At 66.2% G+C, this 14,878-nt stretch carries 17 protein-coding genes; 8 read left to right on the top strand and 9 right to left on the bottom strand.

Translation table 11 applies throughout. The features are described from left to right. Positions 1-207 precede the first annotated feature (207 nt). A complete protein-coding gene (gene dnaB, locus ACQ86L_RS12360) occupies positions 208-1,581 on the top strand; it encodes a replicative DNA helicase (protein WP_185275660.1) in 1,374 nt (457 codons plus the stop codon). A 210-nt stretch (positions 1,582-1,791) separates the two neighbouring features. Here the strand turns inward: dnaB and ACQ86L_RS12355 are convergent, their stop codons facing one another. Further along, positions 1,792-2,730 (bottom strand): hypothetical protein, encoded by a 939-nt coding sequence (locus ACQ86L_RS12355; protein ID WP_434315666.1) that lies wholly within the window; start codon positions 2,728-2,730, stop codon positions 1,792-1,794. Then, positions 2,727-5,480: a hypothetical protein gene (locus tag ACQ86L_RS12350; protein ID WP_434315665.1), complete on the bottom strand. Its 2,754-nt coding sequence runs from the start codon at positions 5,478-5,480 to the stop codon at positions 2,727-2,729. Before ACQ86L_RS12350 ends, ACQ86L_RS12355 begins: the two co-directional genes overlap by 4 nt. A 436-nt stretch (positions 5,481-5,916) precedes the next feature. On the opposite strand from ACQ86L_RS12350, the gene ACQ86L_RS12345 reads away from it, so the two are divergent. Beyond that, positions 5,917-7,299: a hypothetical protein gene (locus ACQ86L_RS12345; RefSeq protein ID WP_434315664.1), complete on the top strand. Its 1,383-nt coding sequence runs from the start codon at positions 5,917-5,919 to the stop codon at positions 7,297-7,299. A gap of 186 nt (positions 7,300-7,485) precedes the next feature. Here the strand turns inward: ACQ86L_RS12345 and ACQ86L_RS12340 are convergent, their stop codons facing one another. Both ACQ86L_RS12340 and ACQ86L_RS12335 read right to left on the bottom strand, forming a co-directional pair. Beyond that, the gene (locus ACQ86L_RS12340) at positions 7,486-7,773 is read right to left on the bottom strand and encodes a hypothetical protein (protein WP_434315663.1); all 288 of its coding nucleotides are present in this window, start codon (positions 7,771-7,773) and stop codon (positions 7,486-7,488) included. 115 nt (positions 7,774-7,888) lie between these two features. Then, positions 7,889-8,071 (bottom strand): hypothetical protein, encoded by a 183-nt coding sequence (locus ACQ86L_RS12335; protein WP_434315662.1) that lies wholly within the window; start codon positions 8,069-8,071, stop codon positions 7,889-7,891. A gap of 52 nt (positions 8,072-8,123) precedes the next feature. Here ACQ86L_RS12335 and ACQ86L_RS12330 point away from each other — a divergent pair, with 52 nt between their 5' ends. Continuing rightward, positions 8,124-8,309 (top strand): hypothetical protein, encoded by a 186-nt coding sequence (locus ACQ86L_RS12330; RefSeq protein WP_434315661.1) that lies wholly within the window; start codon positions 8,124-8,126, stop codon positions 8,307-8,309. A gap of 55 nt (positions 8,310-8,364) precedes the next feature. Here ACQ86L_RS12330 and ACQ86L_RS12325 read toward each other — a convergent pair whose 3' ends face one another. After that, positions 8,365-9,207 (bottom strand): CPBP family glutamic-type intramembrane protease, encoded by an 843-nt coding sequence (locus tag ACQ86L_RS12325; protein WP_434315660.1) that lies wholly within the window; start codon positions 9,205-9,207, stop codon positions 8,365-8,367. A gap of 64 nt (positions 9,208-9,271) precedes the next feature. Between ACQ86L_RS12325 and ACQ86L_RS12320 the strand changes: the two genes are divergently transcribed. Further along, positions 9,272-9,529 (top strand): DUF4287 domain-containing protein, encoded by a 258-nt coding sequence (locus ACQ86L_RS12320; protein ID WP_434315659.1) that lies wholly within the window; start codon positions 9,272-9,274, stop codon positions 9,527-9,529. A 28-nt stretch (positions 9,530-9,557) separates the two neighbouring features. Here ACQ86L_RS12320 and ACQ86L_RS12315 read toward each other — a convergent pair whose 3' ends face one another. Both ACQ86L_RS12315 and ACQ86L_RS12310 read right to left on the bottom strand, forming a co-directional pair. After that, complete coding sequence (locus ACQ86L_RS12315; RefSeq protein WP_434315658.1) at positions 9,558-9,713, bottom strand: hypothetical protein; 156 nt, start codon at positions 9,711-9,713, stop codon at positions 9,558-9,560. 28 nt (positions 9,714-9,741) lie between these two features. Then, positions 9,742-10,764, bottom strand: coding sequence for a prolyl oligopeptidase family serine peptidase (locus ACQ86L_RS12310; protein ID WP_434315657.1), 1,023 nt, complete (start codon positions 10,762-10,764; stop codon positions 9,742-9,744). Positions 10,765-10,870: 106 nt separating this feature from the next. On the opposite strand from ACQ86L_RS12310, the gene ACQ86L_RS12305 reads away from it, so the two are divergent. From ACQ86L_RS12305 to ACQ86L_RS12295, 3 genes are all read left to right on the top strand, one after another. Next, on the top strand, positions 10,871-11,377 hold the full coding sequence (locus ACQ86L_RS12305) for a hypothetical protein (RefSeq protein WP_434315656.1): 507 nt from the start codon (positions 10,871-10,873) through the stop codon (positions 11,375-11,377). Between the two features lie 192 nt (positions 11,378-11,569). Then, positions 11,570-12,103: a DUF308 domain-containing protein gene (locus ACQ86L_RS12300; protein WP_434315655.1), complete on the top strand. Its 534-nt coding sequence runs from the start codon at positions 11,570-11,572 to the stop codon at positions 12,101-12,103. Further along, positions 12,100-12,459: a hypothetical protein gene (locus ACQ86L_RS12295; RefSeq protein ID WP_434315654.1), complete on the top strand. Its 360-nt coding sequence runs from the start codon at positions 12,100-12,102 to the stop codon at positions 12,457-12,459. Before ACQ86L_RS12300 ends, ACQ86L_RS12295 begins: the two co-directional genes overlap by 4 nt. 28 nt (positions 12,460-12,487) lie before the next feature. On the opposite strand, the gene purB is transcribed toward ACQ86L_RS12295, so the two are convergent. Together purB and ACQ86L_RS12285 are read right to left on the bottom strand one after the other, a co-directional pair. Continuing rightward, positions 12,488-13,867 (bottom strand): adenylosuccinate lyase, encoded by a 1,380-nt coding sequence (gene purB / locus ACQ86L_RS12290; protein WP_434315653.1) that lies wholly within the window; start codon positions 13,865-13,867, stop codon positions 12,488-12,490. Positions 13,868-13,928: 61 nt separating this feature from the next. Continuing rightward, positions 13,929-14,318, bottom strand: coding sequence for a phage holin family protein (locus ACQ86L_RS12285; protein WP_382462004.1), 390 nt, complete (start codon positions 14,316-14,318; stop codon positions 13,929-13,931). Between the two features lie 60 nt (positions 14,319-14,378). Here ACQ86L_RS12285 and ACQ86L_RS12280 point away from each other — a divergent pair, with 60 nt between their 5' ends. Continuing rightward, positions 14,379-14,870, top strand: coding sequence for a hypothetical protein (locus ACQ86L_RS12280; protein WP_434315652.1), 492 nt, complete (start codon positions 14,379-14,381; stop codon positions 14,868-14,870). The last annotated feature ends 8 nt before the right edge of the window (positions 14,871-14,878 follow it).

The raw sequence follows: 14,878 nt of genomic DNA, 5'->3' as shown, positions 1-14,878 counted from the left end.
GGCTCGCAGCAGGCTGCGGGACGTTGTCGGTGGCCGTCCGTAGTCTGCGAGCGGACGCGCTTCGGCGCGGCCTCCACGGCACGGTCAGGACAACGTGCGGAGGCGGCCGCACCCGGCGTGCCCGCGTGCCGTCCGGACGTGGGCGGCGCAGGCTTGGGGGAAGCACCGACCGGTGCGCGCCCGAAACAGGAGAACTGAGGAGAGCACGTGTCGATCGCCCATATCGGTCTCGCCGACAGCCGCGAGCCGGGCGAGGCCCGCTCTCCCGAGCGCACCCCTCCTCACGACCTCCTCGCCGAGCAGAGCGCTCTCGGCGGCATGCTGCTCAGCAAGGACGCCGTCGCCGACGTCGTCGAGGTCGTGCGCGGCACGGACTTCTACATCCCCAAGCACGAGATCATCTACGACGCGATCCTCTCGCTGTACTCGCACGGCGAGCCGACCGACGTCATCACCGTCACCGATGAGCTGACCAAGCTGGGCGAGCTGTCCCGTGCCGGCGGCGCCGAGTACCTCCACACGCTCACGAGCCTCGTCCCCACCGCCGCGAACGCCGGCTACTACGCCAACATCGTCACCGAGAAGGCACTGCTGCGCCGCCTGGTGGAGGCCGGCACCCGCATCACCCAGATGGGCTACAAGGCGGAGGGCGAGGTCCTCGACCTCGTCAACAACGCCCAGGCGGAGATCTACTCGGTCACCGGCCACCAGGAGGTCGAGGACTACGTCCCCCTGACCGAGGCTGTGACCGTCGCGATCGACGAGATCGAGGCGGCCAAGCACAAGGACGGCTCGATGACCGGCGTGCCGACCGGCTTCGCCGAGCTCGACGAGCTGACCAACGGCCTCCACCCCGGCCAGATGGTGATCGTCGCCGCCCGACCCGCCCTCGGAAAGTCCACGCTGGCGCTGGACTTCGCACGCGCCGCCGCGATCAAGCACGACATGCCGACCATCTTCTTCTCGCTGGAGATGGGGCGCAGCGAGATCGCGATGCGCCTCCTCTCCGCCGAGGCGACCGTCCCGCTGCAGCACATGCGCAAGGGGACCGTCGACAACCGCGACTGGACCACCATCGCCTCCACGCGCGGCCGCATCAACGACGCCCCGCTCTACATCGACGACAGCCCGAACATGACCCTGGTCGAGATCCGCGCCAAGTGCCGACGGCTCAAGCAGCGCGTCGGCCTCAAGATGGTGATCATCGACTACCTCCAGCTCATGACGAGCGGCAAGCGCGTCGAGAGCCGCCAGCAGGAGGTCAGCGAGTTCTCCCGCGCACTGAAACTGCTCGCCAAGGAGCTGCAGGTACCCGTGATCGCGCTGTCCCAGCTCAACCGTGGCCCGGAGCAGCGCGCCGACAAGCTCCCCGCCCTGAGCGACCTCCGCGAGTCGGGCTCGATCGAGCAGGACGCGGACGTCGTCATCCTCCTCCACCGTGAGTCCGCCTACGAGAAGGACAACCCCCGCGCGGGCGAGGCCGACCTGATCGTCGCCAAGCACCGCAACGGCCCCACGAAGACCGTCACGGTGGCGTTCCAGGGCATGTACTCGCGGTTCGCGGACATGGCGCCGATCTAATCGGCTGCTGTCGACCGCCAAGACAGATTGTCTTTCCGGCGATGCTCGACGGTTCGACTTCTTCAGAGATTCGAGAGCAAACCGGCCACCGCGATGCTGCCTACGTCGAGCGCTATCGACGCCGGCATGATCTTCCTCACGGAAATGCTGTGACGAGACTTCAGCTCTGACTGGGTGCGGTCAGCGCGGAGAAGTCGTCGCAGAGGTCGCCTAGTCGATCAGATCCTGCTCCAGCATGTTTCGTAGTTCAGCAATCGTCCGAACCTCGAACGGTCCGTCGACGTACCCGGCCGGTATTGGGTGCCGCGATACGAACAAGGGGCGGACCACCTGCCCAGTTGCGGATGCCGGCAAGTTGAGCGCCGCAGCGACTTCGAACTCGTGAGAGATCAGATCATCTCGCTTGCGCGCAAGTTGGGTCGCGTAAGCAGGCTTGTTGCTTCGGTCGAGGTAGAAATCGTCCAGTTGATCACGCATCTGCGAGAGGGCGTGAACGGAGGCCGGATCTTTCGCCTCGAGAAGAAGCAGGGTTTTCTTCCCGGGCTTACCCGCCACGACATCGATTTCAGTAGAGAGAACCTCAAGATTCAGGCGTCGTGCCTTTGATTCCTTGATGTTCTTCTCCACACTCCAGCCGTAATCCTCAAGAAGCGTCGCGACGTCGTCTTCGAGCGCCTTGTTCTTGGCGTCACGAAACCGTTGGAGGGCTAGGTCGAGCTCTTTCGGAGGTTGCGGCTGTGTCCAGGGCAAGACGCCTTGCGACAGGTAGCCCTGGTAGACCCGCAGGCTGGTGAGCAGGTAGTGCGGCGCGATGACAACGGTCCCATCCGACAATTCCGGGATCGGTTGAGCCAGCAGGCGACGCTTTCTCTGTCTCGTGCGCCAGGGCTGCCATTCCCCATCTGCTAGCGAGTCAGTTGTGGATGTTAGAAGGTTCATCGCAGCTTCGACCTTCTGCGCTCCATCGTCGTCTGCTCCGAGATCGGTGAGGTCAAGCACCTGCTGCGAGACCTCGGGTGGGGTGGCCGCGGCGATATCGCCGGCGGACCCGTCCAACGGCCATGACGCGAGGCCGCCAAACACGGCAAAGAGATCCGTTACGCCGATTCCATACGCGGCCGCCATCGCGCCATCGATCTCTGCAGTCATGGGGGCGCCGGGACTTCCCCGGAGTCGGAATCGAACTGCTCCGCAGCCATTGCCAGACTCAGCTCATGCTGGTTCAAGCGATAGGGGGCGCCTTCATGCGGCTCAATTGGCGTGGGGTCATCGATCGTGGCTATCTCGTATAGGTCGTTGATCTCAAGCGCCAAGGGGGTCACCTGCAGGTGTACTCCTTCGCTGCGGGTAGTGGCTTCAACGAACGCGTTAGCTGCGGCCAGGAGGCTCGCCCACGTGATCTCGTTGATCTGCGATTCACCCCGCGGACTATCACGAAGGGCGGCTTCGACGATCATTTCGTTCGCGCGGCGAAGCTGGAAAGCGTCGCTCTGAACCTTGTTCGCCGTAGTAACCGGATCCCACGCAAGCGAGAGTGACTTTTGCGACTGGCGTATACCGCGCAATGCGGCATCTCTTTGGGCTGCGCCTCGTTCGAGCTGTGTCATTCCATATCGGACGAGATCGTCGCGGTCGTAGAAAGCGAGCTTCGCTCGAAGTGCATCGAGTGCCGCCCGGGAAAGGATCTCGCGATCAAGCCGTTTCGCCTCGGCGCCCGTGAATATGCCAGGTGTGACCCCGGCGTCCTTAACCTTCGTCGCGATCACCCGGTCGATCTCCGAGCCCAGAGACTCGTTGAAATCCACGGGGGGCCGGAGGTCGTTGTGGCGAGTGATCGTGTTGATGATCTGGAACGTGAGTGTCGGCGGGGCCGTCCGCCACGCGCTCTCGACTGCGTCACAATCTGACCGGGCAACGCCACTCAGGTGAAGCAACTTCCGGATTAGCACTGCCATCTCTTCGCGGATGCGGAGGTCCGAGTCTTCTCCTTCGAAGCCCTCGAGGACTGAAAAGGCCAGGCCAACTGAAACGCGCTGGATGCCATCGGAGCCCAGCTCGTTGGTGCCGATCGAAAAGAGGGTCGTCTGGTCCGCTGCGTTCGGAGGAACCAGCTCGACGATGTGGCCTCGCGCCGTTTCTGCGGTGTGCGCGGTCTCCCACTCCGACGAGACCTGCGCAATACCGAAGGGGATTGCGCCGGCGATGTCCATGACGAGCTTCCACTGATCGGCTGGCCATTGATCTGACCACGTCACAGCGACGGGACTCTGACCGACATGCAGCGTCCAGGCGTTGACCTCTCGGGCCGTCTCACTGATCCCAGGTGTGCCGTCGGCTGCCGGCGTCCTCCAGGCGGCGACCGTGGGTGCGTCGGTCCCGGATCGTTCTACGAGTGCAGCGTCGTGCGCTATGGGTAATTGAAGTGTGGCGAGGGCTGCCTCGACGTCGCTATGTGTCGCCGCGAGTTGCCACTCGGCCTCCCCACTGTGCGGGGCGAAAGCGATCATTGGCGGGCTAGCGCCGCCAGCGAAGAATGTCTTGCCGCCGCTGCGCCAGGCTTCCCAGCGGTCGATGACCTCCCACCCGAATAGTTGCGGGCCCGTCGGGTTCGCCAAATCCTTGCAGAAGTGCGCTAGGTCGAGGTCGTCATCAGCGGTTTGCGCGATCCAGCGCAGCTCGTCAAGTGACATGGAAGCAAGTCCCGGTCCTCCTGGGCTGGCGGTGATGTGGTGCGGTGACGAGGCAATGAGAAGCGGGACGACCTCGGTTCCCGCTGGAACACGTAAGCCGCGGTACGCCATCGGGACGGAGAGCTGCGTGGGTGACGGGCTCGCGTCGGCGATCTGCTTGACTATCGGTTTCTCGCGGAAGCCGACCAGGTCACCCAGCTGGGAAAGCATCTGGACGGCTATGGCCACATCCCGGGCGACGGGTGCGATCCACTGCACCACGTTGCGCGGCGACACCGTTGGCCCGTCGCTCAGATCATTTGGGCCCAAGACCGACGACGAGAACCTCCATAGGTAGTTGCGGGCCGCAGCCGCCGACTCCTGAGCAAATCGAAGACGGGCCTCAGGCAGATTCGCGACAGAGGCAGCCAGTTCGCCGACGGCATAGCTGAGCACTTCAGGCAAGAAAGCCAAAGGTAGCCAGCGGAAATCGGAGCCGCGCCGCACCCGCGCACATCTACCGAAAGCGCTCATTGGATGCGTCGGATCGAAAGCCACCGCGGACGCATCCTTTGTCAGCCATTCGAGCGCGACTTGGCGGCTCTGAGTATCGACGTCAGCAGATTCAGTGGCCAGTAGCTCTCGCGAAGCGGTCAATTCCGCCTCATGGAGGGTTTCCGTCGGTTCGTCATCATCTTGAGAGATGGACGCTGGCCATGCGGGCGCGAGGACCCTCAACGACGCATCGACGTGGGCGGTGATGACGTCAACAACATCCTGAATGCCGAATCCATGAACGGCAACAACGAACTCATCGATCGCGCGCGAAGTGAGGGTTGCGCGATCGATATCCGCGACGGGGCGCTCGATGCATCCAGGGAAAAGGCGCCGTAGCGAGTCGCCTATCCGCAGCCGGACGTCCAAGCGTGGATCGGCGGCAACGAAATCTTCGTTCCACGCGAGGTCCGGAAAGACATCCACCGCCCCGTCGAGGAGCGGCTCAAGTGCGTCCGTACCGACGGCGGCGCCCGATCCGGCCCAATTGGCTCGGATGCTGGCATGCGCCACGGCACCCACTGAAGCCCAACGATGGCGCAAATTCGGCGATGCGCCAGCCGCGACAATCAGTTCCCAAAGGTCATCGGCTTGATATGTCTGTACCAGCCGGTCGAGGCTGCTTAGCGCATTCGACCTTGCCTTCTTCGGCTTCTTCGCTTTGTTCCGCCCCACAGATTGAGCCTATGAGTGGAAACTGACATCAGTGCGCATTGAGACTAAGGCCCGGTTCCGCCCTGATCGGCCGAGCAAGCGTCGGCACAGGCTTCTGCACCGCTTACGACCGACGGTCGGGCGCCCTTCTCAAATGTCGGCCGCCCCGGATAGCCTCCTCCCCGTGGGTGTACGTCTCCTTCGAGGAAGGCGGTGAATGCTCGCAGCACTCGCTCCGCGACGCCCAGTACTCCGGACCCGACGATCCCGCTCACGGTGAGTGCCACGTCCGGTTCGACTGTGGTGACGCAGGGGTCTTTGGATCTGAAGATGTCGCATTCGCGGCGCGAACAGACACCTGTGCAGTGGCACAGCGCAGCGACCCTGAATGCCGCCGGAATCCTAAACCAGGAGCCTCACCCGCTGCGGGGTTCAGACACTCTGGTTAGATGTCGCTATGCCCAGCCACGACGACGAGCCGTTCCCGCGGCCACTTCGTCTCTTTGTGGCGAAAGGCGCCAATCGGATCAGGCACTGGAGTGCGACGAGTATCTCTGAAGCATTCGAAAAGAACGCTTCTCCCGAGATCGGGGACGTCTGTGTCCTCGTCCAGTACGAAGCAGATGACTACAGCCTTGAGGACCCAGACGAAGGCGATGACGGCACTGATGACAGCGACGGACGAGTCATCGCTATTGCCATCGTGCGCGGGGTAGCAGGCGTGGCCAGCGGCACGGTGCGAGCTACCCTCTCACCCATCTACCCCATGGTCCGACCAGTACTGATATCGGAGCTGCGAACCACAGAGATCGAGCTTGGGGAGGTCCCGGCCCCGTTCTACTCCGAGCGGCTCTCTCCGCGATTGGCCACTGCTCTCATCAGGCGTCTGAAGGGCCTTGACCCTGATCTTGAAGCATGGCTAGTGGGGCAGTTGACTGCGCCTCGTGAGTTTTCTGTCGCGGTCAATCAATCTCGTGCCGAAGCGAGGGATGCTGTGCAGCTTGCTGCTCAATTTGCGGACGTCGAACTCCCGCCGGATGCCTTCGTCTCGCCTCCGGCAATGACAGAGAACGAGACGCTGCTCCAGACGCTCATCAACGCGGGATATGAGCAGGATCTCGAGGAAGAACTGCTTCCTCTGGATCTCCAGCGCTTCGACGGGAAACTGACTGGGAAGCAGGAGAGCGCCAGCCTAGCGGTATTCGAGGACGCGAGGGGGCGCGCGAGGCTGGTCGTGATGTCGGTTAACAAGAAGCCGATTGAGCTTGAACTCGGCGTCGACCTTCTCTACTGGGACCAGGTTCATGACGCCTTCACTTTCATCCAGTACAAACGGCTAGAGAAGACGAGCAAGCCGACGGGCGAGTCCGAGTGGGCGTATCTGCGTGAGTCCGAGATTACGAAACAGCTCGCTTTGATGCCGGCCGGACGAGTGTCATCGTCGTCGGCTGCAGACTGGCGTGCATTCGGGACGCCATTCTGGTTTAAGTTCGTCCGCGGTGATGCTGGAACCCGACTCGATGAAAAAACCTTGAAGGGTATGCACGTACCGGCCGACTGGCTGCGGCTCGCGGTGGCGGATGGCTCCCTCAGGTCCGGGGCGCGGGGTGGCTTCCGTGTTACCTACGACAACACCAAGTACATCGGCCGCAGCGCCTTCACACAGTTGATTTCGAGGGGCTTCGTCGGCACGACGAGGGCTCGATCCAAGTCGTTCAAGAAGTTGCTTGGTTCGAAGAAGCGAGAACTAATCGTCGCCATCAGGACAGAGTGGCAGAACGACGACGTAGCGCCATTGGCGGATCCTGTCGTGACCAGTTCCCCGGAACTGCCATTCTGAGCATGCACGATTCCCCTCATCCCTGACCTCGACACAGCACGCTCAGCCCTGCGGCGAACGAACTATGTCCAGGACAATCTATTTGGCGGGCTTCGAGGACAATCTCTTGGCGGACGGGGCAAGAAGTCGGCGAATCGGGACAATCTATTCGAACGGCCGACAGCTGCGCCCGGCAACCGCGCTGGACTACATCTCGATGACTTCGCCCACCTCGACGCTGCCCCCGTAGGAGAGGCCGGGGCATCCTTCGGCCAGGGCGCTCGCCGCAGTCAGGTCGGCTGCATCCACAAGCGCGTAGCCGGACAACGCGTTGGCTCCGGCGGACGTTCCGAGCAGCGTGGTCGCCCCGACGCGGCTGCCCATGTCGGTCACCGCGGGGCCGAGCTTCTGGAACCAGGCGCCCCAGGCGGCGACCTCCTCCTCGGTGGCGTTCACGGTGGGGTCGTTGCGGAAAGCAAGAATGAAAGCAGACATGGTCGGCTCCTTCTGATTCTGGTCGACGTGAGATGTCGACTCAGCAGTACGACGTGCGATCGCATACGAAATCGACACGTCGTCAGAGAAAACGGTTCTGCTGCGCGGTGAGCGCCTACGGGTTCCGTCCCGTCTGAGGGTTGAAGCTCCCCGGGTCGACGCCGTCCCCGGGCATGCGCTGGATCACGCCGCCGCTGGGAAGACGCTGCGTCGTGTCCTCGGTGAGCCGGCCCGGCGGGGGCTGATAGGCGCGCTCGCGCTTGAACCAGCTGACGATGCGTTCCCGGAGGCTGCTCACAGCGGGCAGCCTACTCCCGCAACTCGCCGTCGCAGCGTGCAACACTGTCTGCGTGACCGTCCTGCAGATCGTCGACGCGTCCTGCGCGACCGCTCCCCCGGCCGGTGGGACCTGTGTCGACACCGCGGTGATCGCCGGAGGGACGCCCTCGTGGCTGCCCCTCGTGATTCTCGCGGTCATCGTGGCGGTCGTCGTCGTGACGGCCTTCGTCCGCACCTCCTCCCGCTTCCGACGCTAAGCGTCCCGAAGCATCCAGCACCGTGTCGTCGTGCCGTGATCGTATGGATGCCGGGTCATCCCGCCTTTCCAGGCGTCGACAATCGCGCCGGAGGTTCGAGTCCTTCTTCCGTGCTCTGAGCGACCCTCCCGCGGATGAAGATGAGCAGCACCAGCCCCGCGACGATGACGGAGGGGTTCCCGAGCCCGGCGACGGCGGCCACCGGGCCCTGTGTCGGGTACAGCGTAGAGAGGAAGGTCGACGGGTCCGTCGACGCGTGCAGGAGGATCGGCCAGATCAGGTTGCCGGTGACGCGCAGCGTCAGGTACATCAGGATGCCGAACGCGAAGGTGTAGACCAACTGGATCGCGGTCGCCACGAGCGATTGGCCCGTCAGGAGGTTGCCCGCGTGGAGGGCGGCGAAGAGCGCGGCCGAGACGGACGCCACGGCGATCTCCCGGTAGCCGTGTTTGCGCAGGAGGTTCACGACGAAACCGCGCGTCAGCGTCTCCTCGGCGAAACCGATGCACAGTCCGGCGACCAGCCACGCGACGACCATACCGGCGCCCGCCTTGGCGTAGTCCACGGTGGCGAATCGCAGGATGTTGAAGACCAGGACCACGGCGACCGCGATCCACATCCAGCCGCGACCGCGGACCGGTTGGGGGCCGAACAGCTCGCGCAGCCAACCGAGCGACCACGCGAAGGCGACCAGCACGAGACCGCCGAACGCGATCGGGATGACCGTGAAGATCCAGACCCTCGCGGCCGGCCCGGGCGAGGCCGGGAACAGCGGAGCGAACAGCAGCGGCACGCCCTCGTAGACGACGAAGTAGGCGACGACCACGAGCAGCGAGCGCCACCAGCCGCCCTTCTCCCAGAATCGCCGCCAGAGGGAGGACGTCTCGTGTTCCGACATACCCAGAACCTATTGCCCAGGAGACGGCAGCGGGAGCCCGCGCTTCCGGCGCTAGACTCCCGGCATGACCCAGCACCGCGTCGTCGCGCCCGTGATCGCACCCGGTGAGAAGGTCATGGGGCCGCCGTCGTACTTCCCGAGCATCGAGAAGAACTACGGGCGGCCGGTGCAGGAGTGGCTGGACCTCGTGGTCGAGCGGCTGGATTCCGGGGCCACGCACATGGAGGTCGTCGGCTGGCTGAAGTCCGACTACGGGATGGGGCACGGGCACGCCAACGCCCTCGTCGGCTACGCGAAGGGCAAGCTGGCCGAGCAGGCGTGAGCACTCGGGGCGGACCCGCGGCTCCGCCCTAGAAGAAGTCCACGGGGATGTCGAGGTCCTCGTCGCGGTCCTTGCCGCACTTGCTGCAGCGCATGTAGCGGTCGCCGTCAGGAGTGCTCTCCAGATGCCAGTGGTGGTGGAGGTTGAGCCGGCACAGCAACGGCTTGCGTCGTCCGGCAGCCATCATCTCTCTCCCTTCTCGTTCGGGGTTCTCATCTCATCGCCTCCGTGAAGAAGTCGACCAGGACGTCGGGGCTCATCCGGATCGGCGCGGGCGGCGTGGTGACACCGCCGGACGTGGACGTCGAGGTCGCGCCCTCGCCGACCGCGCCGCTGTAGAGGAATTGCCCGGCTTCGTTGTGGTGGCCACGTGGGATCAGGATGAGCTGAGCCCGGGCGCCGGCGGCCTGCGCGGCGTCGAACATCCGCCGGCTCTGCTGCCATCCGACCGTGTCGTCCTGCTGACCGTGCAGCAGAAGGATCGGCGGCTCCTTCCGGTCGACGAACGTGACCGGAGACGCGGCCTGGACGAGTGCGGCCGGGCAGGTCGGCAGCGCGCAGCCGAGGAGCCGTGAGGTCGGTGAGGAGGCGTCATCCTGGCAGGTGCTGATGTTCGTCTTGGGAGGTCCGACGCAATTGCTGGGAAGGTCCGCGTCCATGGTCGCGAAGTCGGTCGGCGGGAAGAATGCGGCGACCGCGCTGACCGGGTTCGCGTGCGGGCCGCCGGCTGCACCGCCCTGCGGTTCGGTGAGCGCAGCCATCAGCGCCGCCCATCCACCGGAGGAGTCACCCGCGACCCCGAATCGGTCGGGGTCGAGCCCGTACGTGCCGGCGTTGGCGCGGAGGTAGTGGATGGCGGCCTGGATGTCGGTCAGCTGCGCTGGGAACGTGGCCTGGGCGCTGCTGCGCAGGTTCACACCGGCGACCGCGTATCCCGCGGGACCGAAGAGCTCCGCCACGCCTTCGCCGCTGTCGCCTCCGTCGTCCCGGAGCCAGCCGTTGCCGCCCGTCCAGACGATCAGCGGCAGACGCTTCTCCCCGTTCCGAGCGGGCAGGTACAGATGCAGGAGGTGGCCCTCGCCGGTGCTGGGGTCGCTGGGCGCGTACTCGAGGAGAACGGTCGACGCGTCGACGGCGGTGGTCGTGGCCGTGGGTGGCCTGCTGTCCGGGAAGCACCCGGTCAGGAGGATCACCGCTGCCGTCAGCACGGCAGCACACGCGGCAGTGCGGAACACGATCGGCCTTTCCGCCGCAGGGTACCGCGGGGCGGATGACCCGCGGTAGACCCGGATCATCCTCAGGGAGGACGCGCGCGGGCGCCGGGACACGTCAAATGGAAGGGTGAACACCATCCTCATCCCTTTGCTGCAGGGCGCCGGTCCCGTCGCGCTCGCTGTGGTGTCGTTCGCGCTCGCGTTCACGTGGCCCTCCCTCATCGAACCCGTCGAGCGCCTTGGGCCCGAGCGCGGGAGGCTGGCCGGCTTCTCCGCGGTCGGCGCTCTGCTGCTGGTCGCGGCGGCCATCGTCTACGTCGTGCCCGGGGTTCTGTTGAAGGACGATTTCGGCGCGTTCGTGGCGGCGCCGCTCGCCGTCACGTGGGTCATCGTGGCCGTCGCGCTGGCGTTCCGGTCGCTCTTCCAGACCGGCATCGCCCGGGTGGTGTCGGTGGCCTTCTCGATCGTGACGCTGTTCGGCGCCGCGGCCGGCATCCTCGTCGCGGTGAGCTGGCACCACCCCATCGGCAGCACCGTCCTGCCCACGGGCGCGTTCGTCCTGGTCGTGGGGGCCATCGCGTGGATCGTCGCGTGGGCGCGACCGGACTCCGACGACCTCCCCGCCGTGGCCTGACGGCGGAGGCCCGCGACCGCGCCGAATCTGAGGATTCGCAGCGGCCTGGGAAGGCCGCCGCGCGGCAAACGCGCAGGTAGCCCGCGACTAGACTGGGACGGCATCCTGACTGAGAGAGGTCGCCGAGTGGCACCCGCCGTTCCCCAGAATCAGGGCGATCCGAACTCGAGCCGTTATTGGGTCGTCCCCGCCGTGCGCGCGATCGTCGCGCTCGCCGCGGCCGCCGTCGTCACCTTCACCCGCGACGCGCACACCCCCCAGTTCGGCCTGATCGTCTTCGGCGTCTTCGCCGTGGCCGACGGACTCGCGACCAGCGTCCTCAGCCTCCTGTTCGCGCCGAAGGGCCTCAGCCGCATCCTCTTCGCCGTCCAGGGCTGCATCGGCATCCTCGCCGGAGCGTTCGCCCTCGCCCTCAACACCAGCGGGCTGGGCCTCTACCTCTACGTCGTGACCGTGTGGGCGGCGCTCACCGGCATCCTCGAGCTCTACAGCGGCGTGCGCGAGCGCCGGAACGACGCGGCAGCGCGTGACTGGCTCATCACCGGGGCGCTCACCGCGATCCTGGCCCTGGTGCTCGTCTTCGTGCCCGCCGACGCCGTTCTCGCCATCGGACTGTTCGGGGCCTGGGCCGTGATCGTCGGCGTCTTCCAGGGCATCGGCGCGGCCTCCCTGCGATCGGCGGCCCGCTCCGCCGCGGCCGCCCGCCGGACGGAGAGCGGATCGTGACCAAGCGCGACAAGAAAGACCCCAGCGTGACCAACAGCCTCCAGCCGACCCGCCGCGACCGCTTCCTGCCCGCCGAGCTGCTCGGCATCTCCGCGGGCCTCGGCGTCTTCGTCGGCCTCATCGTCCTGATCGCGACGCGGGAGTTCATCCTCGCCGGCGTCGCGCTCGGGATCGCGTTCATCCTGTCGCTCGTGCTGATGGCGCTGTTCGCCCTCGCGTTCAAGCCGACCGCGGCCGAGGTGGAGGACATCCACGAGCAGGACGTCGAAGCCCAGGAGAAGGCCGCGGGTCACGGCGACGCCCCGAAGCCGGCCACCCCGACCGACGGCGACGACCGGGAGCCCCGGGGACACTGAGCCCCCGCGGCGCCCGCCGCGAGCGGCGTCAGAGCCGGTCGACCAGCTCCGACGCCAGCCCCACGTACCCGGCGGGCGTGAGCGCCAGCAGGCGGTTCTTCGCCGCCTGACCGATCTCCAGGCCGTCCACGAACGCCGTGAGCGCCTCGTGGTCGACGCGCTTCCCGCGGGTCAGCTCCTTGAGCAGCGCGTACGGGTCGGAGATCGTGGAGCGGCCGGCGGTGACCTCCGCGCGGATCACGGTCTGGATGGCCTCGGCCAGCACCTCCCAGTTGAGGTCGAGGTCCGTCGCGAGCGCGGCGCGGTCGAGCGAGATCTGCGCCAGGCCGCGCTGGATGTTGTCGAGCGCCAGGAGGGAGTGGCCGAGGCCCACGCCGATGTTGCGCTGCGTGGTCGAGTCGGTGAGGTCGCGCTGCAGTCGGCTGGTCACCAGCGTCGCGGCGAGCGAGTCGAGGACGGCGCTGGAGAGCTCGAGGTTGGCCTCGGCGTTCTCGAACCGGATCGGGTTGACCTTGTGCGGCATGGTGGAGGAGCCGGTCGCGCCGGGCTCCGGGGTCTGCCGGAAGTAGCCGAGCGAGATGTACGTCCAGATGTCGGTGCACAGGTTGTGGAGGACGCGGTTGGCGTGGGAGATGCGGGAGTACAGCTCCGCCTGCCAGTCGTGCGACTCGATCTGCGTGGTGAGCGGGTTCCAGTCGAGGCCGAGGCTCTCCACGAACTCCTGCGAGATGCGGGGCCAGTCGGCGTCGGGGTCCGCGACGAGGTGAGCGGCGAAGGTGCCGGTCGCGCCGCTGAACTTGCCCAGGTACTCGGTGGCCTCCACCTGCGTGCGGATGCGGTCGAGGCGGTGCACGAAGACGGCGAGCTCCTTGCCCATCGTCGTGGGCGTCGCCGGCTGGCCGTGCGTACGGGCGAGCATGGCGTCGTCGCGGTACTGGACCGCCTGCGCGCGCAGCTCGCCGATGACGGCGCGGAACGCGGGCAGCCACACCTGGGCGACGGCGGCGCTGACGGTGAGCGCGTAGGACAGGTTGTTGATGTCCTCGCTGGTCGCGGCGAAGTGGGTGAGCTCGGCGATGTGGTCGAGACCGAGGGCGTGCAGGCGCTCGCGGACCAGGTACTCGACGGCCTTCACGTCGTGCTTGGTGGTGGCCTCCAGCTCGGCGAGCCGGTCGATCTCGGGCTGGCCGAACTCGTCGGCGAGGGCGCGGAGCTGGCCGACCTGCTCGTCGGTGAGCGGGGAGGAGCCGAACATCCGGTGGCCCGTCAGGTAGATGAGCCACTCCACCTCGACCTGGACGCGCGCCCGGTTGAGGCCCGCCTCCGACAGGTGGTCGCCGAGGCCGAGCACCGCGGACCGGTAACGGCCGTCCAGGGGGCTGAGCGGCTGGGGAGGCAGGGCGGTCATGAGGCTCCTCGCGGAATCGGCGTGGTGGGATCGCCTCTATTCTCCCGCACTCGCGAGGAGGTCAGCGCTCGCGCGTGAACGGCCGGAAGATCAGGCCGATCAGCCAGGCGATGATCCCGAGCACAAGAGCGCCGAGGACGCCCCACCAGAAGCCGGCGACGTGGAGGCCGAAGCCCATCAGGCCGCTGATCCACGACACGAGGAGCAGCAGCAGGCCGTTCACGATGAACGAGATGAGCCCCAGCGTCAGGATGTAGATCGGGAAGGCGACGATGCGGATCGCGGTGCCGACGATCGCGTTGACCACGCCGAAGATGAGCGCGACGAGCAGGTAGGTCAGGACGGTCGCCGTGGTGCCGGGGGCGTAGGGGACGACGGTGATGCCGCTGACGATGAGGGTCGTCAGCCACAGGGCCACCGCGTTGATGATCACCTTGAGCAGGAATCTCATGGGCACATCCTCCCAAACGGGAGGCGCGGAGGGCAGGGGCTCGCCGCTAGAGTCGCGAGCGTGCCCCATAAAGACGGCCTTGTGGAGCCGGAGTCCTTCCCAGCTCAGCGCGAGAAGAAGGTGTACGCGCCGCTGCAGTGGTGGCCGCTTCGGGTGATGAATCCGTGGCACAAGCTTGCCTTCATCGTGCTGCTCGAGGCGGCGGTGAGGGCGGCCGCACAACTCACTACGCTCGGGATCCCGCAGACGGCGATCACGGTGGTCAGCGACGTTCTCTGGCCGGCCGCTGTCATCGCGCTCGCTCGCTCATTCCGTGGTGAGGGCGAGCCCGTGCAACCGCCGAGACCGTGGTGGCGCTTGACCGCGCGGCCGAGGATCGGGTGGTTCATCGGCGGGTTCTATGTCCTCGAGGAGCTACTGGCATTCTTCCTCCCGGTGCGTGTCGATCACTACCTCGTGACGGCGGTCAGCGTCGTGTGCGGGCTGTTCCTCGGCCTTGCCTTCCTCAACTCCTCCATCCGCCTCACGATCCTGCGTCGTCGCCCCCAATAGAGAGGAAT

It is taken from the genome of Leifsonia sp. P73 (assembly GCF_051059105.1).
Classification (GTDB): Bacteria; Actinomycetota; Actinomycetes; order Actinomycetales; family Microbacteriaceae; genus Leifsonia.
Note: the sequence above shows the minus strand (reverse complement) of the source record. Positions and strands in the feature narration are given on the sequence as shown.

Coding starts and splice junctions, on each gene's coding strand:
- ACQ86L_RS12355 (WP_434315666.1), bottom strand. CDS start 2,730: ATGACTGCAGAGATCGATGGCGCGATGGCGGCCGCGTATGGAATCGGC.
- ACQ86L_RS12345 (WP_434315664.1), top strand. CDS start 5,917: ATGCCCAGCCACGACGACGAGCCGTTCCCGCGGCCACTTCGTCTCTTT.
- ACQ86L_RS12340 (WP_434315663.1), bottom strand. CDS start 7,773: ATGTCTGCTTTCATTCTTGCTTTCCGCAACGACCCCACCGTGAACGCC.
- ACQ86L_RS12325 (WP_434315660.1), bottom strand. CDS start 9,207: ATGTCGGAACACGAGACGTCCTCCCTCTGGCGGCGATTCTGGGAGAAG.
- ACQ86L_RS12320 (WP_434315659.1), top strand. CDS start 9,272: ATGACCCAGCACCGCGTCGTCGCGCCCGTGATCGCACCCGGTGAGAAG.
- ACQ86L_RS12315 (WP_434315658.1), bottom strand. CDS start 9,713: ATGGCTGCCGGACGACGCAAGCCGTTGCTGTGCCGGCTCAACCTCCAC.
- purB (WP_434315653.1), bottom strand. CDS start 13,867: ATGACCGCCCTGCCTCCCCAGCCGCTCAGCCCCCTGGACGGCCGTTAC.
- ACQ86L_RS12285 (WP_382462004.1), bottom strand. CDS start 14,318: ATGAGATTCCTGCTCAAGGTGATCATCAACGCGGTGGCCCTGTGGCTG.